The organism is Natronosporangium hydrolyticum, assembly GCF_016925615.1.
In the GTDB taxonomy this organism is placed as follows: domain Bacteria; phylum Actinomycetota; class Actinomycetes; order Mycobacteriales; family Micromonosporaceae; genus Natronosporangium; species Natronosporangium hydrolyticum.
The window spans coordinates 3,536,567-3,559,323 of sequence record NZ_CP070499.1 but is presented as its reverse complement, the minus strand read 5'-3'; the positions used below and the strand labels follow the sequence as shown (position 1 = coordinate 3,559,323).

At 71.6% G+C, this 22,757-nt stretch carries 20 protein-coding genes; 12 read left to right on the top strand and 8 right to left on the bottom strand.

Annotation, left to right across the window (positions count from 1 at the left end):
- Positions 1-3 precede the first annotated feature (3 nt).
- The 3 genes from JQS43_RS15800 to JQS43_RS15790 form a co-directional block, all read right to left on the bottom strand.
- Positions 4-891, bottom strand: coding sequence for a hypothetical protein (locus tag JQS43_RS15800; protein ID WP_239675157.1), 888 nt, complete (start codon positions 889-891; stop codon positions 4-6).
- A gap of 360 nt (positions 892-1,251) precedes the next feature.
- Positions 1,252-2,040, bottom strand: a complete 789-nt coding sequence (locus JQS43_RS15795) for a hypothetical protein (protein ID WP_239675156.1) — start codon at positions 2,038-2,040, stop codon at positions 1,252-1,254.
- A gap of 34 nt (positions 2,041-2,074) precedes the next feature.
- A complete protein-coding gene (locus tag JQS43_RS15790) occupies positions 2,075-3,424 on the bottom strand; it encodes a serine hydrolase domain-containing protein (protein ID WP_239675155.1) in 1,350 nt (449 codons plus the stop codon).
- Positions 3,425-3,530: 106 nt separating this feature from the next.
- Here JQS43_RS15790 and JQS43_RS15785 point away from each other — a divergent pair, with 106 nt between their 5' ends.
- The 5 genes from JQS43_RS15785 to JQS43_RS15765 all read left to right on the top strand — a co-directional run bounded on the left by JQS43_RS15785 (position 3,531) and on the right by JQS43_RS15765 (position 8,413).
- On the top strand, positions 3,531-4,007 hold the full coding sequence (locus JQS43_RS15785; RefSeq protein WP_239675154.1) for an NfeD family protein: 477 nt from the start codon (positions 3,531-3,533) through the stop codon (positions 4,005-4,007).
- Complete coding sequence (locus tag JQS43_RS15780) at positions 4,007-5,119, top strand: SPFH domain-containing protein (RefSeq protein WP_239675153.1); 1,113 nt, start codon at positions 4,007-4,009, stop codon at positions 5,117-5,119. Before JQS43_RS15785 ends, JQS43_RS15780 begins: the two co-directional genes overlap by 1 nt.
- An 11-nt stretch (positions 5,120-5,130) precedes the next feature.
- Positions 5,131-5,973, top strand: coding sequence for a TrmH family RNA methyltransferase (locus JQS43_RS15775; protein ID WP_239679458.1), 843 nt, complete (start codon positions 5,131-5,133; stop codon positions 5,971-5,973).
- A 94-nt stretch (positions 5,974-6,067) separates the two neighbouring features.
- A complete protein-coding gene (locus JQS43_RS15770; protein WP_239679457.1) occupies positions 6,068-7,693 on the top strand; it encodes a bifunctional 3'-5' exonuclease/DNA polymerase in 1,626 nt (541 codons plus the stop codon).
- Positions 7,694-7,825: 132 nt separating this feature from the next.
- Positions 7,826-8,413 carry a nucleotidyltransferase family protein gene (locus JQS43_RS15765; protein ID WP_239679456.1) on the top strand — a complete coding sequence of 196 codons (588 nt, stop codon included), beginning with the start codon at positions 7,826-7,828 and terminating at the stop codon, positions 8,411-8,413.
- 42 nt (positions 8,414-8,455) lie between these two features.
- Here the strand turns inward: JQS43_RS15765 and JQS43_RS15760 are convergent, their stop codons facing one another.
- Complete coding sequence (locus tag JQS43_RS15760; RefSeq protein WP_239675152.1) at positions 8,456-9,091, bottom strand: DUF1707 SHOCT-like domain-containing protein; 636 nt, start codon at positions 9,089-9,091, stop codon at positions 8,456-8,458.
- 213 nt (positions 9,092-9,304) lie between these two features.
- Between JQS43_RS15760 and JQS43_RS15755 the strand changes: the two genes are divergently transcribed.
- The 4 genes from JQS43_RS15755 to JQS43_RS15740 are packed head-to-tail and all read left to right on the top strand — an operon-like array spanning position 9,305 to position 13,964.
- Entirely contained in the window at positions 9,305-10,621 is a 1,317-nt protein-coding gene (locus tag JQS43_RS15755; RefSeq protein ID WP_239675151.1) for a sensor histidine kinase, read from the top strand.
- Complete coding sequence (locus JQS43_RS15750; RefSeq protein ID WP_239675150.1) at positions 10,618-11,280, top strand: response regulator transcription factor; 663 nt, start codon at positions 10,618-10,620, stop codon at positions 11,278-11,280. Before JQS43_RS15755 ends, JQS43_RS15750 begins: the two co-directional genes overlap by 4 nt.
- A 34-nt stretch (positions 11,281-11,314) precedes the next feature.
- Positions 11,315-12,319: a 2-hydroxyacid dehydrogenase gene (locus tag JQS43_RS15745; RefSeq protein WP_239675149.1), complete on the top strand. Its 1,005-nt coding sequence runs from the start codon at positions 11,315-11,317 to the stop codon at positions 12,317-12,319.
- A gap of 13 nt (positions 12,320-12,332) precedes the next feature.
- On the top strand, positions 12,333-13,964 hold the full coding sequence (locus tag JQS43_RS15740; protein ID WP_239675148.1) for an L-lactate permease: 1,632 nt from the start codon (positions 12,333-12,335) through the stop codon (positions 13,962-13,964).
- Between the two features lie 3 nt (positions 13,965-13,967).
- Here JQS43_RS15740 and JQS43_RS15735 read toward each other — a convergent pair whose 3' ends face one another.
- From JQS43_RS15735 to folP, 4 genes are all read right to left on the bottom strand, one after another.
- A complete protein-coding gene (locus JQS43_RS15735; protein WP_239675147.1) occupies positions 13,968-15,164 on the bottom strand; it encodes an FUSC family protein in 1,197 nt (398 codons plus the stop codon).
- 67 nt (positions 15,165-15,231) lie between these two features.
- A complete protein-coding gene (locus tag JQS43_RS15730; RefSeq protein ID WP_239675146.1) occupies positions 15,232-16,104 on the bottom strand; it encodes an endonuclease/exonuclease/phosphatase family protein in 873 nt (290 codons plus the stop codon).
- Between the two features lie 4 nt (positions 16,105-16,108).
- Positions 16,109-16,708 carry a GNAT family N-acetyltransferase gene (locus tag JQS43_RS15725; protein WP_239675145.1) on the bottom strand — a complete coding sequence of 200 codons (600 nt, stop codon included), beginning with the start codon at positions 16,706-16,708 and terminating at the stop codon, positions 16,109-16,111.
- 180 nt (positions 16,709-16,888) lie between these two features.
- The gene (folP, locus tag JQS43_RS15720; protein ID WP_239675144.1) at positions 16,889-17,773 is read right to left on the bottom strand and encodes a dihydropteroate synthase; all 885 of its coding nucleotides are present in this window, start codon (positions 17,771-17,773) and stop codon (positions 16,889-16,891) included.
- A 698-nt stretch (positions 17,774-18,471) separates the two neighbouring features.
- Here folP and JQS43_RS15715 point away from each other — a divergent pair.
- The 3 genes from JQS43_RS15715 (at position 18,472) to JQS43_RS15705 (ending at position 22,756) form a co-directional block, all read left to right on the top strand.
- Positions 18,472-21,402, top strand: coding sequence for a glycoside hydrolase family 48 protein (locus JQS43_RS15715; RefSeq protein WP_239675143.1), 2,931 nt, complete (start codon positions 18,472-18,474; stop codon positions 21,400-21,402).
- 113 nt (positions 21,403-21,515) lie between these two features.
- Positions 21,516-22,262: a DUF4129 domain-containing protein gene (locus JQS43_RS15710; protein WP_239675142.1), complete on the top strand. Its 747-nt coding sequence runs from the start codon at positions 21,516-21,518 to the stop codon at positions 22,260-22,262.
- On the top strand, positions 22,259-22,756 hold the full coding sequence (locus JQS43_RS15705) for a hypothetical protein (protein ID WP_239675141.1): 498 nt from the start codon (positions 22,259-22,261) through the stop codon (positions 22,754-22,756). The genes JQS43_RS15710 and JQS43_RS15705 overlap by 4 nt, the downstream gene beginning before the upstream one ends.
- Position 22,757: the final 1 nt, after the last annotated feature.

Below are 22,757 nucleotides of genomic sequence, written 5' to 3'. Positions count from 1 at the left end.
GGACTAGCGGCTAAGCAGCGCGCCGCTGCGAATGCGCTGCGGGCCGGCGTTGGTGGCGAGCTCCGCCCGCGCCTCGCGGCGGGTCCGGTAGTACTCCAGCGCATGGTAGGCCAGCACCGGGTCGACCGGGAAGAGATAGATGGACAGCTCCACCACAGGGGTCAGGTCGGTCGGTCCGCCGGGCTTGCGTCCGATGGACAAAGAGCTGGTGGCCTCCCACTGCAGCCGCCCGGGGGCCACCATCACGAGGATCACCGGCAAGCCACGGCGGCTGACCGCCGCGACCCCGAACACATCCTCCCAGGCGACGAACTCCTTGTGGATCATTCCGCGGTGGTGGATACCCCTCGGCGTCAGCAGGACCTCTCCGCGGGTCACCCCGCCGCGCAGCACCTCGAAGCCGAACCAGAGGGCGAATGGCAGTGATACAACTCCGATCAGGGCCATGACCACCTGTGGAGACTGATACTCGCCACCACCCACGAACAGGTACAGAGCCAGCGCACCGGGCCCCGCGCCGAGGCTCGCGATCAGCACCAGCACCCACGTGTACCACCAGGCCGAGTAGCGTAACCGCACCCCGGCCTCGCCGAGCGCGGCGGTGCCGGCATCGATGGCACCGACCGCGCGCCGGCTGACCCGGTGCAGGGGAACGACGCCGGCCGTGACGAGAACGACCAGCGTGGTCATACCGAGGAATACCGCCGCGACCTGGGTGGCGCCGGTGGCCAGCATCCCCGCGGCCATAGCGGCGAGGAAGACTGTGAGCACCCCAAGGAACACGAGGTCACCAACCATTGACCGGCCCGGGCGCTCCGGCCACTCCGCTGGCCGGGGCAATTCGGGCCGGGGCGGTTGCGGCGGGCCGGTGGCCGCAGCACCATGGATCATGTCGTTTCCTTGCCTCGTCCTCGGTCGGCGGCTGCCCGTCGGTGCCAGTTGCTCCCCAATACCACTCCTCGACACATCTAGGGTGACGAATCAAGAACACTCTAGCCTGGAAGAGCAACCATCGATTGTTTCATGATCGACCCGTCGGCCACGGCGCAACCGCCCGGCTCCTGTCGAGGACAGTACTGTGGACGGAGATGCTTCGCGGCTTCGCGAACGGGCGGTGTCGAGCGCCGCTAGTGCTCTGCTTCCTCGCGCCGGTGGCGCTGATTCTTTTCGAGGTGGGCTCGGGCAGCTCCTGCCAGCCCGGGTGAGGCTGAGGGTGCTGGACGGTCGCAGGCCCGGCCGTCGCCCCGACGATTACGAGAGGGGGGCGTTGCAGGCGGCGACCAGGGCGCGCCGGCAGGCGGCCGCCAGCGGTCGCAGCGCGGCGTCGCGCTGCTGCGCCTCCAGCGCGTTGACCGCGCCGCCCGGCGCGGTGTCGCCAGCCAGCGCGAGCACCCGGTCCAGCAGGCTGGCGCGGGCGTAGAGCCGTCGAGCCCGCGGCTCGAAGACCGGCGGCAGCTCGCCCTCGCTGTCGTGGCGGCGCAGATTCGCCAGCGCACCAGCGAGCTCGGGCCGCCACTGGGCGATGTCCAGATCGGTGAGTGCGGTGGTGGCCTCGACCAACGCGCCGGTGAGCTCGGCCTCGGCCTCGGCCGCGGTGGCGCTGTGCGGCGCCGCGACCACATCCGCCGGCAGCGGGAAGGCGCGCCACACCACGTTGCGGAAGCTGACCCCGGAGCCGGAGGTGTGGTGTCGCTCGGCCGGCACCAGGCCGACCTCGCCAGCGAGCACCCCCTCCCCGGTGGTCAACGCCTCCCCGGTGAAGGCCGTCTGCGGGCCCGGCAACCCGCGCGGGTCGCCGGGTGCCGGCAGCACGAGCTGGATCTGGTCGGGGTGCAGGGACGAGAAGGTCGCCAGCGCCTCCCGCAACGGTCGCTCGTCCCCCTCGGCGGTGGCGTCGGCGAGCAGGTGATCCTCGGTCGCCTCGATCTCGTCGACGACATCGTCGTACGGGATGAAGCCCGCCCGCCACGCCCTCACCCAGGCGACGAACCGCGCCGAGCGCCGGGTGGCGTGGGCCGTTTCGCTGGTTGCCGGCGTCATCCGATAAGCCTACGTGCTCGGCCGCCGAGGTGGGTCAACCATGGTCGGTCGGGGCGCGGTGGAAGCGCAGGGTGGCGACCTCCAGACCCACCACCCCGCCGTGGTCCGGGTCCCGCAGGACCCGCAGGATCTCGCCGTCGTCCGGGCCCGCGACGCCGCGCCACCGGTCGAAGCCGGCCCCGTCGCTGTCAGGTCGGAACCGGGTGGCGCCGCCCGGCACGGTCACCGACGACATCACCAGTTCGTCGGCGTCGCCGTGCCAGCTCAAGGTGAACTCCCGGCCCATCCACCACCAGCCGCCGCAGAGTTCGGCGATCTCCGGCGGCGGCGCGTGCGCCGCGGGGCGCCACGGCGGCGGTGCCGGCGGTTCCCGGTCGAGCACCGTGGTCAGCGTGCCGATCGCCAGCTCGCTGAGCCCGCCGCCGGTCACCGTGTAGGCGTCGGCGGCGGCCACCACCGCCGTCCCGGTCGGCCGATCGACCACCACCACCGCCAGGTAGCCGGGCATTGATCCGGCGTGGCCGACGTAGACGCGTTCCCGATGCCGCCACAGCGCCAGACCGAGCCCGTGCCCTGCGGTCCAGGCGTGCGGGTCGCGGATCGCCACCGGGACACACATCTGGTCGAGGCTCGCCGCGGCTAGCACCGCCGGGTCCGGCCGGGCTAGGAAATCGGCCCATCGGGCGAGGTCGGACAGGGTCGACCAGAGCTGTCCGGCCGGTGCCATCGCCCCGCTGTCGTACCGTGGCTCCTCCCGGAGCGTGCCGTGCCATGGATGGACCACATAGCCGCGGGCGAACGGCTCCTGCGGGGAGTAGCTGGTGCGGTGGAGCCCGAGCGGGCCGAGCAACCGTTGCTCGGCCAGGGACCACCAGGTTTGCCCGCTGACCCGTTCGAGGACCGCCCCGAGCAGCCCGTAGGCGAGGTTGGAGTAGTGGTGGCCGTGGTACGGCGGCCGGGTGAGCTGCGCCGGGCCGACCGTCGCCAGCAGCGTCGACAGGTCCTGCCCGCTGGCGCGCTCCCACCACCGGCCGTCCGGCTCGCGCTGCAGGCCGGCGGCGTGTCCCAGCAGTTGCCGGATCGTCACTGCGCCGACCGGGAGCTCCGGCACGTACCGGGTGAGTGGATCGTCCAGTGCCACCTGACCCTGCTCGTGGAGCTGCAGCACCAGTGTCGCGGTCATCGTCTTGGTGATCGACCCGATCCGGAACTGGGTGTCGGCCTCGATCGGCTGGGCGCCGACTCGGCGGAGATGGATCAGCGAGCCGCCGCGGGCCACGCCGACGGCGAGCGTCGGCACCCGGCCGTCGGACTGTGCCTGTGCGACCAGCCGGCGGATCACCCGGACGGTCTCATCGAGCAGCTGGTCAGCGGATTCGGACACGAAACCATCTCCTGTCAGGCGATCTTCGCCGAGTTCCCGACCTTACCGGGCGTAACGTCCGATTCGTCGGCTCGCGCGGAATGCCCGGTCGTGTCAGGATCGAGTAGTGGCAGTGCTGTTGTGGATTGTGCTCGCGGTCGTGCTCGCGATCGCTGAAGTCTTTACGGCCACGCTCGTGCTGCTCATGCTCGCCGCGGGGGCAGGGGCGGCGGCGATCGCGGCGGCGCTGGGCCTGGGCGTGGTGGGGCAGGTCGTCACCTTCGCGGCGGTTTCGGCGTTGTCTCTGTTCGTGCTGCGTCCGATCATCCGCAAGCATGCGATGCCGGCGATCGCCGGGGCGGACGAGACCATCGGCATGAAGGCGTTGGAGGGGGCGCCGGGCAGCGTGCTGGAACAGGTCACCCAGGAGAGCGGGTTGGTGCGGATCGAGGGCGAGTTGTGGAACGCCCGGGTGTACGACGCCACCCAGATCCTCGAACCGGGGGAGCGGGTCCGGGTGATCGAGGTCAAGGGCACTACTGCGCTGGTGTGGCGGGACGAGTTTGGTGATGTGGTCGAAGACGACCGGGAGGGGACCCTCTGATGGAGGCAGTTGTACTTATAGTGGTGGCGGCGCTCGCGCTGCTGGCGGCGGTGACGCTGGGGAAGGCGGTGCGGATCGTTCCGCAGCAGCGGATGGATGTGGTGGAACGGTTCGGCCGGTACCGCCGGACGCTCGGCCCCGGCCTGAACGTGATCATGCCGTACGTGGACCGGATCCGCACTAAAGTGGACATGCGGGAGCAGGTCTGGAGTTCACCCCCGCAACCGGTGATCACCTCGGACAACCTGGTCGTCTCGATCGACACGGTGCTCTACTTCCGGGTGATCAACCCGAAGGACGCCACCTACGAGATCGCGAGCTTCCTGCAGGGCATCGAGCAGTTGACCGTCACCACGCTGCGGAACGTGATCGGGTCGATGGACCTGGAGAAGACGCTGACCAGCCGGGAGACGATCAACCGGCACTTGCAGGCGGAGCTGGACGAGACCACCGGCAAGTGGGGGGTCAAGGTGACCCGGGTGGAGATCAAGGCGATCGAGCCGCCGCCGAGTATCCGGGACGCGATGGAGAAGCAGATGCGTGCCGAGCGGGACCGCCGGGCGGCGATCCTGAACGCCGAGGGGGTCAAGCAGTCGCAGGTGCTGACCGCCGAGGGTGAGAAGCAGGCGGCGGTGCTGCGCGCCGACGGTGACCGGCAGGCCCGGATTCTGCAGGCGGAGGGGCAGGCGAAGGCGATCCGCACGGTCTTCGACGCGATCCATGTCGCCAACCCCGACTCCAAGGTCTTGGCCTACCAGTATCTGCAGGCGCTGCCGCAGATCGCGCAGGGTTCGGCCAACAAGGTCTGGGTGGTGCCGGCGGAGATGACCCGAGCCCTGGAGGGCATCGGGGGGGCGCTGGGCAACCTGGGCCAGCTCGCCGGCGGTGGCCCGATCGAGGCTGAGCAGGACGAGGCGGTGGCGGCCGTGGCCGAGGAGGCGCGGATCGCCGCCGAGGAGGCGGCCAAGGTGGCCGAGGATGTCCGGGAGGACGTCCGGCAGGCCGAGGAGAACGTGGGTGGCGGCGGTGCCCGCGGCAAGGAACTACCGGCGAACGCCCAGCCGGCCTCGGCCGAGCTCGCTGGCGAGCAGCGTCAGTCCGAGCAAGCTTGACCCGGACCGGTCTGGACGAGGCTGGAGATGCGGCCGCATCTCCAGCCTCCGCCGTCGGTGTGGTGCCGGTGACCGATCCGGACGACGCCCGGTTAGCGGACTATCGGGCGTTGACCGATGTGGCGCTGCGGACCCAGTGGGAACCGCCGCACGGGCTGTTCATCGCCGAAGGCGAGCTGGTGCTGCGGCGCGCGCTGCGGGCCGGGTTTGCGCCGCGGTCGTACCTGATCGAGCGGGACCGGGCCGCCGCGCTGGCACCGCAGCTGCCGGGCGCCCCGGTGTATGCGGCCTCCCCTGAGGTGCTGCAGCACACCACCGGCTTCCATGTCCACCGTGGCGTGCTGGCTTCGTTCCATCGCCGACCGCTGCCGGAGGTGGCGGAGCTGCTCGCTACCGCCCGCCGGGTGGTGGTCTGTGAAGACATCAACAACCACACCAACCTTGGGGCTATCTTCCGTAGCGTGGCCGGGCTGGGCGCCGACGCGGTGCTGCTGTCGCCGTCCTGCGCGGACCCGCTCTACCGCCGCAGTGTCCGGGTGAGCATGGGCGAGGTCTTCGCCGTTCCGTATGCGCGGCTCGAACCGTGGCCGGCGGGGCTGGCGCGGGTTGCGCAGGCCGGGTTCACCGTGTTGGCGCTGACCCCGGCCGCTGATGCGGTGCCGCTGGACCGGCTCACGACCGCCGACCGGGCTCGGCCGGCGCTGCTGCTCGGCGCGGAGGGGGCAGGGCTGTCCGCGGCGGCGTTGGCGGTGGCCGACCGCCGGGTGGCGATCCCGATGCAGGGCGGTGTCGACTCGCTGAACGTCGCCGCCGCGGCGGCGGTCGCCTGCTGGGAACTCGCCCGCAGTACCTAACCGCCGACCCTGAGCGGGCCCCGCCGATCATGAGCCAGTCAGCAGACTCGCCGAGAGTGTCGGTCAATTAGGTCATGATCGGCCGGTGGGGATCGTGTTGATAGCGGTCGCCGGCGACGGAGCCGGCGGTGGCTGGCTGCGCCCGCTCGATGCCCAGGGCGAGCCGGCCGGCCCGGCGCAACGGGTCGACGACCTCGCCGCCGCGGTCGCCGTCGCTGCGGCGCGGGAGCGGCCACGCTGGTTGTGGGCGGCGACCGAAACGACCTATCCGGCGTTGCTGCGCGCCGGGCTCCGGCTTGCCCGGTGCCACGATCTGCAGCTCACCGAGGCGCTGCTGGTCGGCTACGCGGGCCGGTGGGGCGAGCCTCGTTCGCTGGCGGCGCTGCTGGCGCGCCGGGCCGGGGCGCCGGTGCCGCCCGATCCGCCGCAGGCCGAGCCGCAGGCCCCCGGGCAGATCCAGGAGAGCCTGTTCGACCTCGCGCCGGTGGTGACCGACGATCCCACGCCGGAGCTGGCCGTCGGGTACCGCGACCAGCTCACCCGAATCGGGCAGACCGAGGCCCCGGAGCGGTTCCGGCTGCTGGTGGCAGCCGAGTCGGCTGGTGCGCTGGCCGCCGCCGAACTGGGACACGACGGCCTGCCGTGGTCGGGAGCGGTCCACGAGGAGGTGCTCGCGGAGCTGCTCGGACCCCGGTCCCGGGTGGGTGGGCTGCCGGGCCGGTTAGCGGAGCTGTCGTCGGCGATCGCGGCTGCCCTGCACAGCCCTGGGCTGCACCCCGAGTCACCGGCGGAGCTGCGGCGGGCTTTCGCGCACGCCGGGTTCGCGCTGCCAGATACGCGGGCCTGGTCGCTGCGGCAGATCGATCATCCGGCCGTACCGTTGGTGCGGGAGTTCAAGGAGCGGTATCGGATCTGGACCGCCCACGGCTGGTCGTGGCGGGCCACGTGGGTGCGCGACGGCCGGTTCCGGCCGGAGTATGTGCCCGGTGGGGTGGTCTCCGGGCGGTGGGCCACGCGCGGTGGTGGCGCCCTGCAGATTCCCAAAGCGGTACGCCGTGCCGTGGTGGCCGACCCCGGTTGGCGACTGGTCGTGGCCGACGCCGGGCAGCTGGAACCCCGGATCCTGGCGGCCGTGTCGGAGGACGCCGGGCTGACCGCGGCCGCCGCCACCGGTGACCTGTACGCCGCGCTCGCCGCCGAATCGTTCGACCGGGATCGTGGGCAGGCCAAGCTGGCGCTGCTGGGCGCGATGTACGGGCAGACTGGGGGCGCGGCGCTGCCAGCGATCGCTGTACTACGGCAGCGGTATCCGCGGGCGTGGGACTTCGTCGAGCAGGCCGCGCAGACCGGGGAGGCCGGTGGGCTGGTCCGGTCCTGGCTCGGCCGTACCTGCCCGCCAGCCCGGCGTGAGGAGCTGGCGGCGGCGGCTGCCCGCGCCCGAGGCCGGTTCACCCGCAACTTCGTGATCCAGGCGACCGCCGCGGAGTGGGCGCTGGTGTTGCTGGTGACGCTCCGTACGGCGCTGGCGGATTCCCCAGCCCAGCTGGTCTTCTTCCAGCATGACGAGGTGGTCGTGCACTGCCCGGAGGCCGAGGTGCCGGCGGTGGTGGCGGCGGTGCAGGCGGCTGCGGTCGAGGCGGGTCGGTGGCTCTTCGGGGCCACCGAGGTCCGGTTCCCGCTCGACGTGGCGGCCGTCCGGTGTTATGCCGATGCCGACTGAACCGATAGGCTCCCGAAGGGTTCGCCGGTCGCCGGGTGCGGGCGCCCCGCCGGGCCGGCCCCGGGCCCTATCACCGCAGGTGGGAGGTTGGCGCTGAGCAGCAACACGTCGCAACTGGCGGGCGTGGCCGGGCTGGTGCTCGCCGGTGGCAGCGGTCGACGGCTGGGCCGCCCAAAAGCCTTGCTGCGCAGCGGCGACGGGCTGCTGGTGGAGCGGGCGCTGCGGACGATGCAGGCGGCCGGCTGTGCGCCGCTGGTGGTGGTGCTGGGCGCCGCCGCCGACCAGGTGCAGGCCGAGGCGGAGCTGAGCGACGCCACCGTGGTGGTCAACAAGGCCTGGAGCACCGGGATGGCCTCCTCGCTGCGGGTGGGGCTGCAGACCGTGGCCGACGCCGGCGCCGAGTCGGTGATCCTGGTGCCGGTGGACATGCCGGGGATTACCCCGGAGGCGGTTCAGCTGGTCGGCGCGGAGCCGTCCGCCGAGGCGCTGGTCTGCGGCACCTACGAGGGTCGGCGGAGCTACCCGGTGCTGCTGGGCCGGGCTCACTTCGCTGGTGTAGAGACCCTGGCCAGCGCCGATGTCGGGGTGCGGCCGTACTTGCTGGCCCGCGCCGCCCAGCTGGTGGATGTCGCCTGCGACCAGGTCGCAACCGGGGAGGACATCGACACCCCCGATGAGGCCAGCGCCTGCGGCATCGAGCTCACCCCTAACGCCGACTGAGCCCGGGCGATCCGCTCGCCGGAGCGTGGGGTGCGGTGGGCGTTACGGCCGGTCTCCGGCCCAGCCCCGGTGTCCCGCCCAGCCTTGGTGCCCCGCCCTGCCTTGGTGCCCCGCTCCCCGGTGCCCCGCCCAACCTCGGTGATGGCCCCAGCCCTGGCGGCCGGCCCACCGGGGGTGGGGATGGCCAGCTTCACCGCGGCTGCGAAGGTACGCGTACCAGCGGTGCTTGATGCCGACCAGGGCGAACACCCCGAGCAGGATGGCTAGCCAGCCTGGTCCGCCGCCGAGGACCGCCCAGCCGGTGGCCAGCCCGGCGAGGGCGGTGACCAGCAGGAGCGGGACAGTGCCGAGCTGCGGTCCGCAGCGCTGCGGACCGTCGGCGGAGGACCCGCCCGCAGCGCCAGCCGAGTGAGTGCCCGGTGGCGGGGTGTCGGACGCGCCGGCCCCGGGGGCGGCGGTCGGTCCGCCGCCGGCCCCGGAAGCGGGCCGGGTGGGCGGCAGGTCCTCGGTGAACGCCCCCAGCTCGTCCTGGTAGGTGGCCCCGTAGACGGCGGCCAGTCGCTCCTCGCCCTCGGCCAGGCTCAGCCGCCCTTCGGCCATCGCCTGCCGCACGTGCTCCGCCACCTGGTCGCGATCAGCGTCGGATGCCCGGAACCGGCGGTGTGGTTGTTCGCTCATCTCTCCTCCTCACGGTGGTCTCCAGCGTCTCGCTGAACCGGCCCCGGGCGCGTCGGGTAGGCGGCGGCTTCCTCGCTGCGTCCGCTGGCGGCCCGGCGCGGGCCGGACTGCGCCCGGGGGTGTAGCGGGCCGGCAGGGCTGCGCCCGGCGGCGTAACCGGCAAACCTCGACCGACCGACGTCGCCGGGGTCACGGGTGGCCTACGGTGCTGACATGGGCAGCGCATGCGCGGGCGGTTCGAAGCGCCCGGATCGGCCGGCGTGGCCGCCGTGGGCGGGCCGCAGCCATCGGTTGCCCGACGACCACGGGAAGCCCGGCGACCACGGGGTGCCCGACCGCCAGGCACACTGGGCGGGCCACTCCCACTGGGTGGGCCATGGACCGTGGCCGGGCTGGTGGGGCCGGGGACGGCGGCCAGCGTGGAGCCCCTTCGGCCTCGCGGTGGTCATCGCGGCGGTGCAGGTGGTCGGGTGCGTGCTGGCCGCCCGAAACCAGCCCACCGAACTGGACCCGGTCGGGTATGCGCTGCTGGTGGTGAGCGGACTGGTGTTGGCGCTGCGCTACCGGCAGCCGCTGGTGACCTTCGGGGTGGCCGGGGCGGCGACGTTGGCGTACTGGGTGGGCGAGTACCCGAACGGCCCCAGCTTCGTAGCCTTGATCATCGCCGGGGTGGCGGCGGTGAAGGCTGGTCGCCGCTATCCGGTGTGGGCGCTGACCGGGGTGGGTTACGCCGGGTGGGCGCTGTTGACCGGCCCGGGGCTGCGCCACGCGTTGGTGATCGCGGCCTGGACGGTGGGGCTCGCGGCAGCGGCCGAGTGGGCGCGGGCCGGCACGATGCACCGGGCGCGGGCCGTTCAAGTGCAGCAGGAACGGGCGCGGGCCGCGGCCGAGCAGCAGCGGCGGCACGCCAGTGAGGAGCGGCTGCGGATCGCCCAGGAGCTGCACGACGTGATCGGCCACCACCTGTCATTGATCAATGTTCAGGCCGGGGTCGGTCTGCACCTGATGGATAACCAACCGGAGCAGGCGCGGCGCGCGCTGGGCACGATCAAACAAGCGAGCGCGGAGGCGCTGCGGGAGGTCCGGTCGGTGCTCGCCACCCTCGGGGCGGAAAGCGACTCGGCGCCGCGTACCCCGGCGCCGGGGTTGGCCCGGTTGGCGGAACTGATCGAACCGGCGGGCATCGCGGTGGCCACGTCGATCACTGGCACCGTCCGTACGTTGCCGGCCGAGCTGGACCGGGCGGCGTACCGGATAGTGCAGGAAGCATTGACCAACGTGCGGCGGCACGCCGGATCGGCGGCGAGCGCGACGGTACGCATCGACTACCAGGAGGACGACGTGGTGTTGCGGATCGAGGACGACGGGGGTGCGAACCCGCCCCTCGCAGCGGTCACCGAGGGCAGCGGTATCAGCGGAATGCGGGAGCGGGCGGCGGCGTGGGGTGGGAGTCTGACCGCCCGGCCCCGCCCGGCCGGCGGCTTCGAGGTGGTGGCCCGGTTGCCGCTGCCGGCCGGGGGTGAGCGGTGATCCGGGTAGTGCTCGCCGACGATCAGGCGTTGGTTCGGGCCGGGTTCCGGGCGTTGCTGGACGCGGAGCCCGACATCGAGGTGGTGGGGGAGGCGGGCGACGGCGCGCAGGCGGTCCGGTTGACCAGCCAGACCCGGCCGGATCTGGTGTTGATGGACATTCGGATGCCGGGGGTGGATGGGTTGACCGCCACCCGGCAACTGGCGGCGGACCCGGCGTTGGCGCAGCTGCGGATCGTAATCCTGACCACTTTCGAACTGGATGAGTATGTCTTCGAGGCGCTCCGCTCCGGCGCGGCCGGTTTCTTGGTGAAGGACACCGAACCGGTGGAGCTGCTGCGGGGCGTGCGGGCGGTCGCGGCCGGTGATGCGCTGTTGTCGCCGAGCGTGACCCGGCGGGTGATCGAGCAGTTCGCGGCGCGCGCCGCCGCGCCCACGCCACCTCGGGAGGTGGCCGACCTGACCGACCGGGAACGGGAGGTGGTGGCGTTGGTGGGGGCGGGGTTGTCGAACCAGGAGATCGCGGAGCGGCTGGTGTTGAGTCCGGCGACCGCGAAGACGCATGTGTCGCGCGCGATGGGCAAGGTGGGGGCGCGGGATCGGGCGCAGTTGGTGGTGCTGGCCTACGAGGCGGGGCTGGTCCGCCCGGGGTGGGTGTGACGCCACCCGGTAGCGTCGTGGGTGGAGGTGAGCGATGCGCGTCGCAGTGTTCAGTACCAAACCCTATGATGAGGAGTTCCTGCGGTCGGCCAATCAGCAGGCCGGGCACGAGCTGGTGTTTCTGGAGCCGCGCTTGTCGGAGGAGACCGCGGCGTTGGCCGCGGGCAGCGCGGCGGTGTGCGCGTTCGTCAACGACGATCTGAGCGCCGGAGTGCTGGCCCGCCTCGCCGAGCAGGGGGTCCGGCTGGTGGCGCTGCGCTCGGCCGGGTTCAACCACGTCGACCTGGCGACCGCCGCGAAGCTGGGGATCACCGTGGCACGGGTGCCGGGCTACTCGCCGCACGCGGTGGCCGAGCACTGCGCCGGGCTGATCCTGGCGCTCAACCGCAAGATCCACCGTGCCTACAACCGGGTCCGGGAGGGCAACTTCGCGCTGAGCGGGCTGCTCGGCTTCGACCTGCACGGCCGTACGGTCGGGGTGATCGGCACCGGCAAGATCGGTGTCTGCTTCATCAAGATCATGGCGGGCTTCGGCTGCCGGGTCCTCGCCTATGACCCGTACCCAGGTGACGCGGCCCGGGAGGCCGGCGCGGAGTATGCACCGCTGGCGCAGGTCCTGGGGGAGTCGGATGTGGTGGCGCTGCACTGCCCGCTGACGCCGGAGACCCACCACCTGATCAACGCCGAGTCCATCGAGCAGATGCGTGACGGGGTCATGCTGATCAACACCAGCCGGGGTGCGTTGGTGGACACCGCCGCGGTGATCGAGGGGCTCAAGCGCGGCAAGATCGGCTTCCTCGGGCTGGATGTGTACGAAGAGGAGGCCGATCTGTTCTTCGAGGATCTCTCCGACCAGATGCTGCGGGACGACATCTTCTCCCGGCTCATAACCTTCCCGAACGTGCTGATCACCGGGCATCAGGCGTTCTTCACCGAGGAGGCGCTGGGCAACATCGCCGCGACCACAGTGGCCAACGTCACCGCGTTCGAGCGGGATGAGGGTGAACTGCACCGGGTGACCGCCGACGTGCTGGCCTAGCCAGGGACCGTTGGTGCAGGCGTTACTCGCGGCGCTGCCGATCGTGGCGGTGCTGGTGCTGATGCTGGTCGTCGGCTGGTCGGCGGCGCGGGCCGGCACGGTAGCGGCGATCGGCACGCTGTTGCTGGCGATCTTCGCCTTCCGGTTCGGCGGCCCCACCGACCCGTTCGGGGTCCCGGCCGGAGTGCTCGGGGTGCTCGCCGAGGCAGGGTTCGTCAGTCTGACCGTAATCGCGATCATCGGACCGGCGCTCGGCATCCACCATCTGCAACAGCGCACCGGTGCGACCGCGACGCTGCGGGCCGGGCTGGCGCGGATCACGCCCGATCCCCGGGTCGCAGCGTTGCTGATCGCCTGGTTCTTCTGCCTCTTCCTGGAGGGGGCGGCGGGTTTCGGCACGCCGGTGGCGCTGGCGGCACCGTTCCTGGTCGCGGCCGGCTTCCGGCCGGTAGCCGCGGTGGTCGCGGCGATGGTGGGACACGCCGCCGGAGTCTCCTTCGGCGCGGTCGGCACCCCGCTGCTCGCCCAGGTGACGATCACCGACTACAGCGGTGGGCAGCTCGCCTGGGCGACCGCGCCGTACCACCTGATCTTGGGTGGGCTCCTCGCTGCGGTGGTGGTGCTGGTGATCGGCCGGGCAGCCGAGGGTCGGCCACCGTGGTTGTGGGGCGCCGCCGCAGCGGTGCTGTTCTTCATCCCGTACGGGCTGATCGCCCGTTTCGTCGGCCCGGAGTTGCCCACCCTCGGCGGGGCGCTGCTTGGGGCGCTCGGCTTCGTCGGGTTGGTGGTGCTACTGCGCCGACGCGCGCCAGCGACCCCGGTCGCGGTCTCGGTGCCGGTCGGTGTTCCGCCCGGCCCGGCCGGTGGGGGCGGCGACCACGCCGACTCGGACGACGCCGACTCGGCGGACCGGGCCGGGGAGGGCCCGGGCGCCGGAGCGGCCGGGGACGACTCGTCGCCACCGGGGATGGGGGTGGTGCGGGCGGCCGCGCCGTATTTGATCCTGGTCGGGCTGGTGTTGCTGAGCCGGCTGGTGCCGCCGGTGCGGGACGCGCTGTACGGGGTGGAGGTGGAGTGGCGACTCTTCGACGCCTTCACCGGGCACGTGCGGCCGCTCTACCATCCGGCGGTGCTGCTCACCGTCGCCTTCCTACTCGGCGCCCTGGTGCAACGGGCGCCGCTGCGGCAGGTCCGCGGCGCCGCCGCCACCGCTACCGGCCAGCTCGGCTGGGTGCTGGTGGCGCTGGTGGCGATGGTGACCATCGCGTTCACCATGTCCCAGTCCGGGATGACCGCCCAGCTCGCCGAAGCCGCGGCTGGGGCCGGCCCGTGGTGGCCGTTGCTGGCCCCGGCGGTGGGCGCGCTCGGCACCTTCGTCACCGGCTCAGCGACCGCCTCGAATGTCCTCTTCACCGAGTTTCAGCAGAGCACCGCCGAGACCGCGGAGCTACCGGTGTTGCCGCTGCTGGGAGCGCAGGGGTTCGGTGCGGCCGTCGGCAACATCATCTGCCCGCACAACATTGTGGCGGCCGCGGCCACGGTCGGCCTCTCTGGGCAGGAGGGGCGGATCATGCGGGTGACGTTGCCGGTGGCGCTCGGATACGTGGCGCTGGGCGGGCTGCTGGCCTGGTGGTTCGTCCAGTAGCCGTCAGCGCTGGTCGTCGGAGTCAGCTGGCTGGTCATCGTGGTCCAGGGTGCGTAGGAAGCTGAGGATCCGGCCGACCAGTTCCAGGGTGGAGCCGCCGGCCGCGTACGCCTCCGGCGCCTGGCTGCCGGCCTGTGGGAGCCGCTGCGCCATGTCGTGGAAGAGCTCCTCGGCACGGCCCAGCGAGGCCCGGACCGGTTCGCTCAGCCGGCCGTCGGTGACCACCGGGTCATCGCCGAAGGTGTCGACTACTTCAGCCGCCGACTCCAACAGCGGCGCCAGGTCGTCGACGAGCGGCGGTACCTCGTCTCGCAGCTCGCGTTCACCATCGCCGGGGAGGTTGTCACGGAGGGTACGGGTCAGCGACCGTACCTCGATCGCGATGTGCCACAACGTGTCGACCGCCGGCTGGTAATGCTCGCTGGGACGGTCGTCGCGTCGCCGCCACGGGTTGTACCGTAGCCCTTCTCGGTTCCATGCCAGCGCCGTCTGGGCGGCTCGCGCCTCGTCGTCGAGGCGGTTGGCGCGCCGGTGCCAGCGGTCGGCCTCGTCGTGGTCCCAGTCAGAGCGGGCGCCGGCAGCGATGTCGCGCAGCACCTCCGCAGTGTGGGTGGCGAGGTCGCTGATGGCGGCGCGGGTGCTGCGCTGGTAGGCGGGCGGGAAGACGAACAGGTTGATCAGTGCGCCGGTGGCGGCGCCCAACAGGGTGTCGGTGACGTAGGCCAGCAGAAAGTTCTGGTCGGTGGCGACGCCGAAGGTGAGCAGGAGCACCGCGGTGATCGCGATGTACTCGCCCTGGGCTCCGATCCACCGGAGCCGGGCGCCGAGCAGGCTCAGCGGCACCACCAGCAGCAGCCCCAGCGCGCTGAGGCCGAGCAGGTTACCCACGGCGGCGGCTAGCACCACCCCGGCCGCCACCGCCACCACCCGTTTCATCCCTTCGGCCAACGAGCGGTACCCCGTGCTGTGGACCATCAGGACAGCAGTCACCGGGGCCAGCCAGGCGGCCTCGCTGCCGAGTAGCTCGCCGGCGATATACCAGGCCACGATCGCGGCCGCGGTAGCCTTGCTGATCTGGATCGCCGTGGTCCGGGTCCGGCTCTCGGGCTGGGCGAGTTCTCGTCCCGTTCGGGCGACGGCCGCCGGTAGCTGGCTCAGCCCCTCCCACTGCCGGGCGATCGCCTCGGTCACCTTGGTCATGGGCCAGTGGTACCCCGGATTCGAGCTGGGAACGCGCACCGTGGCGAAGATCCCACGCGGGGTCGAGTCAGTCGGCCAGGTCGGCGCTGACGCCGAAGTGGTCGGAGGCCCACACCTCTGGGTCGCCGGGCAGCGCCACCGGGGTGTCGCCGACCCGTTGGACCGACCGGACCCGGCCGCGGCCGGCGCGGGCGACGCCGACCAGGAGATAGTCGATCCGGGCGTCGGGGTAGGGGTCGTCGGCCAGGTACGGGTTGCGGTGGCTCCAGGTCGCGCCGGCGGCGTCGGTGGCGGCGAACCGCCAGGTGTCCAACAACACCACCCCGGGGGCGGCCGGTGCGGTGTGTACGCCGCCGAGCAGCCGGAGTTCGTCGGAGTCTGGCTCGGCGTTGAGGTCCCCGGTGACCACCGGTGGGTACGGGTCGTCGGGCCGGCTGTGGGTGGCGACGAAGCCGGCGACGGTGCGTGCTTGAGCTACCCGCTGCGCGGAGGCGCCGGCCGGGTGGCTGAAGTGGGTGGTGAAGAAGGGCAGCCGGCCGGCGGGGGCGGCGATCGCGCCGTGGAGGACGAGCCGTTGCTGCTGCCCCGCCGGCACCGGCAGCGGTGTCTGCGCCGGGTCGGTGATCGGCCAGCGGCTCAGGATCGCGTTGCCGAACCAGTACCCGGCGTCGTCGGCGCGCCCGGCCACCCGCGGCCGGCCGGCCCAGCACCAGTGCATGCCGAGCTGCTGCGCCAGGGCGGCGGCGAGGTTGTCGTCCGGGGGTTGGTCAGTGACGACCGCGGAGTCGCTGGGCTCGCCGGGGCCGGCGGGGGCCCGACCCCACACTTCCTGCAACCCGCAGATGTCCGGGGCCAACTGCGCCAACGCCGCCGCGATCGCTGGTTGCCGACGTCGCCAGGGGCCGTGCCGCCACCACAGATTCCAGGTCAGCACCCGCACAGGCTTATCCTGCCACAGTGGCCTGGTTGGACTCGTCGGGTGGCGAGGGCGGCGCCTCGGGGCGTGGTTGCCGCCACTCCGGCGCCAGCAGTGAATATTGCAGGGAGTCGTGGAAAGATCCGCCACGCACGGTGTGGTCCCGTAGCCGGCCCTCGAAGCTGAAGCCGAGCTTGCGCAGCACCCGCTCGGAGGAGGGATTGTCCGGTTCGCAGCTGGCCTGCACCCGGTGCAGTCGCAGCCGGCCATAGCCGAAGTCCAGCATCGCGGTCGCGATCTCGGTGGCGTAGCCCAGGCCCCATCGATCCCGCCGCACGATGTAGCCGAGGTCGCCGGCGCGGGGCCAGGCGAGGGTCAGCCGGACCATGCCGATGAGTTCGCCGGTGCCCTGCTCGACCGCGGCGAGGTAATACTCGACCCGGGGTTTGCTGCGGGCCTTGTCAAGGTGGGTCGCCAGCACCGCGGCCTGCTCTTCGCTGGTCGGGGTCTCGAAGCTGAGGGTCTTTGTCACCTCGGGGTCGCCGACGATCGCCATCGTGGCGTCGAGATCGCCGTCGTCGAATTCGCGTAGCCAGACTCGGGGGCCATCGATCATCACCGGGTACATGGACGAACGGTAGTCGCGGTGGTGCCCGCTGCGGTTGGCCCACTGTGGCTCCGCCGGTAGGGCAGTGCGTCCTCCCGATCGGAGGGTTGTCCCCAGCCGGTCACAGGATGTCCACAACGTTATCCACAAATTGTGGATCACCCTCGCGGTGTGTCACCGGTTCGGCACCGGCGCCGTGGCCTACTCCAGGTTGTGCCGGGCCGTCGCGGGCGGCCGTAGCCCGAGGATCGCCTCGGTCATTCGGACCGCCGCCACGGCGGGGGCGACCTCGTGGACCCGGACGATGCGGGCGCCGAGCATGACGCAGGCGACCACCGCCGCCAGCGTCCCCTCGCGCCGTTGGCCGGGTGGGGCGGCCAGGGTCTCGCCGATGAAGTCCTTGTTCGACACCGCCGCCAGGGTCGGGAACCCGAGCGCGGTGATCTCCGGCAGACGGCGGGTCAACTCCAGCGAGTGGTAGGTGTTCTTGTTCAGGTCATGTCCGGGGTCGACGATGATCCGGGCTGGGGGGACACCGTGTCGCAGCGCGGTATCCACCCGCTGCCGCAGCAGGTCGGCGACGTCTACTGCGACGTCGCGGTACTGCGGCTTGGGGTACGGGGTGCGGGGCCGGGCGAGGCTGTGCGTGATCACCAGGGTGGCGTCGCTGTCGGCGACGACCTCGGCGAGGGTCGGGTCGTGCAGCCCGCTGGTGTCGTTGATGATGCCCGCCCCGGCGGTGATGGCGGCGCGGGCCACCTCGGGGCGGTAGGTCTCGACCGAGATGACCACCGGGGTAGCGGCCCGGGTCGCTTCGATCACCGGCAACACCCGGGCGATCTCGTCGGCGACGCTGAGCTCCTCGCCGGGTGCGAATGGCTGGCCGCCGATGTCGACCCAGTCGGCGCCGGCTTCGGCTGCTTGTTTCGCCGCCGCTACCGCCGCCGGCAGTGCGAAGGTGCGCCCCTGGTCGTAGAAGGAGTCTGGGGTGCGATTGACGATCGCCATGATCGCCACCTGCCGGGCGAAGTCGAAGTCGTGGCCGCCGATCTGGCGGCGGGGGGCGGTGAGCGGCGGTAGGTCCACGATCTCGGACCCTAGACCACCGGCTGTGGGGTCGGGCCGGTAAGGAGGTAGGAGTCCGCCGGTTGACGAGATCCGTTGGGCCGTTCACGGGAGGGCCGTTATGCCTGGTGACGTGGTAAAATGCTTGGGAGCGCTCCCAAGGCGCCCATGTCGCAACCATCGGCGGTGAGGTCGGGTTGAAAGGCCCATCGGGTTGAACGCCCCTCGGGCTGAAAACCCTGCCGGTCGCCGGCTGGATGTGTGTCGTGGGGGCGGGGAGGGCGACCCCGCCCCCACGGTGGTACCGCACCGCAGTCGGACTGATGTCCGCTGTGGCGCATAAATCGCGCGGGAGCCATGGCCACGCGAGTGGTGGTGGTATCACCTCCCTAGGGGTGGTGCGACTGGCGGCGGTGTCCGGGCGAGGCCCGCCGCCGGTCGCTACTCCCGTCGATGGAAGCGCTCCCATCGACTTACTCGGGACTGTAGCGGCTGTGCGCCGCCAAGGGAAGGTCCTAACGTGATCGAAATCCTCGTCTCACCATCCGGTAACGAATCGGTGGTAATCGAGGTTGCCATGGAAGCGCTCCCATGGCAGAATCATGATGGTCATCACTCGCGTGACGGGAGCCACACCAGCCACGCACTGGTCTCCGCGGCCGGCCGCCGCTGACTCGGCGGCGCCGCGTCCACTCACATCTCGCGAGGAGAGCCTCAAGATGATCCGTTCAAGACGGCGTTGGACCGCGGTGCTCGCGGCCGGAGCGCTGTTGGCCGCCGGGCTGGCGGCCGCGCCGGCGACCCCGGCGCATGCGCAGAGCGCCTGCACGGTCGACTACACCAATGCGTGGGACGGTGGCGGCGGCTTCGGCGCCGACGTCACGATCAACAACCATGGCAGTGCGATCAACGGCTGGACGCTCACGTTCAGCTTCCCCGGCAACCAGCAGATCACCAACGGCTGGACCGCGGTCTGGTCGCAGTCTGGCTCCGAAGTCACCGCTACCAACGAATCGTGGAACGCGAACATCCCCGCCAACGGTTCGGTGACGCTCGGCTTCAACGGCAGCTACAGCGGCTCCAACCCGCCCCCCACCACGTTCTTCCTGAACGGCGTGGAGTGCACCGGTGAGCAGCAGACGGCTCCCCCGGAGGTGTCGATCAGTAGCCCGGCCGACGGAGCTTCCTTCACCGCCCCGGCGGACGTCACCGTCGAGGCGACCGCCAGCAGCGACGAAGGCAGCGTCGACCGGGTCGAGTTCTACATCAACGGCAACCTCGCCGGCAGCGACACCAGCGCCCCGTACAGCTTCACGCACGAGGGCCTGCCGGCCGGCAGCTACGTGCTCGGGGCCCGCGCCGTCGACGACCAGGACCAGGCCGCCACCGACGAGGTCACAGTGGTGGTCGACGCCAGCGCTGAGCCGACTGTGGTGACCAGCCTCAACACGGTCAACTTCACCGAGGGTGGCAGCGGCGGCTATGAGGTGAGCCTCTCCCACGAGCCGGCCGGCACGGTCACCGTGACCACCGAGCAGAGCTCGGGCGGGACCGGGTTCACCCTCGAGGAGGGCGCGCAGCTGACCTTCACCAGCGCCGACTGGGACCAGCCGCAGTCGGTGGTGGTCGCCGCGGCCGAGGGCACCGGCGGCAGCAGCGCCGAGTTCACCAGCAACGCCACCGGCCACATCGCCGCGACCGTCACCGTCAACTCGCTGACCAGCGGTGGCGACGACGAGGTGTGGGTGGACCGGTTCCTGGAGCAGTACGACAAGGTCAAGAACTCCGGCTACTTCAGCTCGCACGGGATTCCGTACCACTCGATCGAGACGCTGATCGTGGAGGCGCCCGACTACGGCCACGTCACCACCTCGGAGGCGTTCAGCTTCTGGCTGTGGATGGAGGCCTACTACGGAAAGCTCACTGAGGACTGGCAGCCGTTCAACGCGGCCTGGCAGACCATGGAGACCTACATCATCCCGGGCAGCGACGACCAGCCCAGCGCGGGCGCGGCCGGTGACGCCATCTACGCCGCCGAGCACCCGCAACCCAGCATGTACCCCAGCGTGCTAGACGACACCGTCCCGGTCGGCGACGACCCGCTGCGTTCGGAGCTGCAGTCCACCCACGGCACCGGTGAGATCTATGGCATGCACTGGCTGCTCGACGTGGACAACGCCTATGGGTACGGCCACTGCGGCGACGGCACCACCTCACCGTCGTACATCAACACCTTCCAGCGTGGTGAGCAGGAGTCGGTCTGGGAGACGGTCCCGCACCCGTCGTGTGAGACCTTCGACTTCGGTGGCTCGAACGGCTTCCTGCCGCTCTTCATCGACGACCCGGAGGGCGGCGCCGAGCAGTGGCGCTACACCAACGCCCCGGACGCCGACGCGCGCGCCATCCAGTCTGCATACTGGGCCTTGACCTGGGCCCGGGAGCAGGGCAACGAGTCGCAGGTCTCCGGCACTATTGACGACGCCGCCAAGATGGGCGACTACCTGCGGTACTCGCTGTTCGACAAGTACTTCAAGGAGATCGGCAACTGCGTCGGCGCCACGGAGTGCCCGGCGGGCAGCGGCCGGGATTCGGCACACTACCTGCTCTCCTGGTACTACTCCTGGGGCGGTTCGTACCCGAGTAACGACTGGTCCTGGCGGATCGGCTCCAGCCACAACCACTTCGGATACCAGAACCCGATGTCGGCGTACGCGATGGTGACCGAACCGGCGCTGCAGACCTCCTCGCCGACCTTCGTGTCGGACTGGGAGAACAGCCTGGAGCGCACCATCGAGTTCTACCTGTGGCTGCAGTCCTCCGAGGGCGGCATCGCCGGTGGCGCCACCAACAGCTGGGGTGGCCACTATGGCACCCCGCCGGCGGGTACGCCCACCTTCTACGGGATGTTCTACGACGAGCACCCCGTCTACAAGGACCCGGGCAGCAACGGCTGGTTCGGTATGCAGGTGTGGTCGCTGCAGCGGCTCGCCGAGTACCTCTACCTGACCGGCGACGAGCGCGCCGAGCAGGTGCTGGAGCGGTGGGCGCCGTGGGCGATCAGCGAGACCACCATCGGCGCCGACGGCGAGTACGCGGTGCCGGCGGAGATGGCGTGGAGCGGCGCACCCACCACCTGGGACCCGTCCGACCCGCTGGGCCACCAGAACCCGAACCTGAACGTCGAGGTGGTCGCGCACAACCAGGACGTCGGCGTCACCGCCGCGTACGCCCGGACCCTGCTGTGGTACGCCGCGGCGACCGGGGACACCGACGCCCAGGAGACCGCGCTCGGGCTGATCGAGGCGCTCTACGCCAACATGGGCGACCTCGGTGTCACGGTGACCGAGGAGCGGCCGGACTACGAGCGGTTCCTGGATGTTCACAATGACCCGCCGGGCTTCGAGGACGGGCCGTTCATCCCGTCCGGGTTCAGCGGTCAGATGGGCAACGGCGAGCTGGTCGAGCCCGGCGTGACCTTCTACGACCTGCGGTCGTTCTACGCCGACGACCCGAACATCGACCAGGTGCTGGCCTACGCCCAGGACCCGGACAACGCCCCGGTGCCGACCTTCGAGTACCACCGGAGCTGGGCGCAGATGGACGTGGCGATGGCCTTCGCCGACTACGCCCTGCTGTTCCCCAACGGCTGAGCTGCTGTCGCGACTCAGTAACAGTGCCCCGCCCCCGCCCATGCGGGGGCGGGGCACCCGCGGTTACGGCGGCTATGGTGGAGGTCACACAGCGTCGGGTGCCGGGGAGTGCGATGGTCGACAGGTTGCGGCGGCTGCTGCCGATCCTGCTGGTCGCCGTGGGCCTCGGCCTGGCCGGTGTCGCCGCGGCCGGCCCCGGGCTCACCGGTGGGCTGGCCCCGCCACCGGAAGAAGAGCCAGCCCTGGTCGAGTCGCCCGACGACGGGCAGGGTGAGCCGACCGGCGTGCCGGTCCGGTCGACCGAAGAGTTCGTCAGCACCGATTTCCCAGGCTGGCTCACCTGGCCGGTGACGCTGTTCGGGCTGCTGGTGGTCACCACCGCCGTGGGCACCGTGCTCTTCCTGCTGGTGCGTTACCTACTCACCGAACGGATCGTGCGCCGGCCGGTCCACCACCGCGCTGCCAGCCAGCCCGACGGGGCGTTGCGGGCCGAAGCCGTCCGAGACGCGGTCACCGCCGGCCTGGCTGACCTCGACGCCGGCGGCGACCCGCGCCGGGTGGTCATCGCCTGCTGGCTGCGACTTGAGCGGGTCGCCGCCGAGGCCGGCACCCCCCGGTACGCCGCCGACACCCCCGCCGACCTGGTGGCCCGGTTGCTCGCGGCGCACCAGGTCAGCGACGAGACCCTGGCCGAGCTCGCGGACGCCTACCGGTCAGCCCGCTACGCCCCCGACGCGGTTCGGGCGGAGCTGGTGACCCGCGCCCGCGCCGCGCTCGCCGACATCGCCGGCCAGCTCGGTGCCGACCAGCTCGGCACCGGTCAGCTCGGTGCCGGCCAACCCGCGGAGCGGATGCGGTGACCGGACGACTCGCCCGTCGGGCCGCCGGCGCCGCCGGGCTCGGCCTGCTCGCCAGCGCCTTCATCTACCTGGCGCTGGCCGTCGGCGGCCTGCACGCGCCGTACTGGCAACTCTGGCTGAGCTGCACCGCCCTGCTCGTGCTGTTCGCGCTGCTGGGCGCCCGGGGCGACCCGGCCGAACCGCTGCGCCCGGTGTCGCTGGCGGAACCGGAGACGCAGCAGCGGCCGTACCGGCAAATGGAACGCTGGGAGTGGCGGCTGGCCACCACCCACGGCGACCCGGCGTGGTATGCGCGGGTCGTCCACCCGCGGTTGGTCACCCTGGTCGGGCAGCGGCTGTGGCAGCGACACGGCGTCAGCCTTAGCCGCGACCCGGCCCGGGCCCGGGAGGTGCTCGGCGCCGACCTCGCCGACTTCCTCGCCGCCCCACCCGCCACCGCCACCCCGAGCCCTGCCGAGCTGAGCCGGCTCACCACGCGGATAGAGGAGATCTGAC

What these genes read in the sequence shown, in the direction of transcription:
- JQS43_RS15800 (WP_239675157.1), bottom strand. Translation starts at nt 891, where the DNA reads ATGATCCATGGTGCTGCGGCCACCGGCCCGCCGCAACCGCCCCGGCCC.
- JQS43_RS15795 (WP_239675156.1), bottom strand. Translation starts at nt 2,040, where the DNA reads ATGACGCCGGCAACCAGCGAAACGGCCCACGCCACCCGGCGCTCGGCG.
- JQS43_RS15780 (WP_239675153.1), top strand. Translation starts at nt 4,007, where the DNA reads ATGGAGGCAGTTGTACTTATAGTGGTGGCGGCGCTCGCGCTGCTGGCG.
- JQS43_RS15760 (WP_239675152.1), bottom strand. Translation starts at nt 9,091, where the DNA reads ATGAGCGAACAACCACACCGCCGGTTCCGGGCATCCGACGCTGATCGC.
- JQS43_RS15755 (WP_239675151.1), top strand. Translation starts at nt 9,305, where the DNA reads ATGGGCAGCGCATGCGCGGGCGGTTCGAAGCGCCCGGATCGGCCGGCG.
- JQS43_RS15745 (WP_239675149.1), top strand. Translation starts at nt 11,315, where the DNA reads ATGCGCGTCGCAGTGTTCAGTACCAAACCCTATGATGAGGAGTTCCTG.
- JQS43_RS15735 (WP_239675147.1), bottom strand. Translation starts at nt 15,164, where the DNA reads ATGACCAAGGTGACCGAGGCGATCGCCCGGCAGTGGGAGGGGCTGAGC.
- JQS43_RS15725 (WP_239675145.1), bottom strand. Translation starts at nt 16,708, where the DNA reads ATGTACCCGGTGATGATCGATGGCCCCCGAGTCTGGCTACGCGAATTC.
- JQS43_RS15715 (WP_239675143.1), top strand. Translation starts at nt 18,472, where the DNA reads ATGATCCGTTCAAGACGGCGTTGGACCGCGGTGCTCGCGGCCGGAGCG.
- JQS43_RS15710 (WP_239675142.1), top strand. Translation starts at nt 21,516, where the DNA reads ATGGTCGACAGGTTGCGGCGGCTGCTGCCGATCCTGCTGGTCGCCGTG.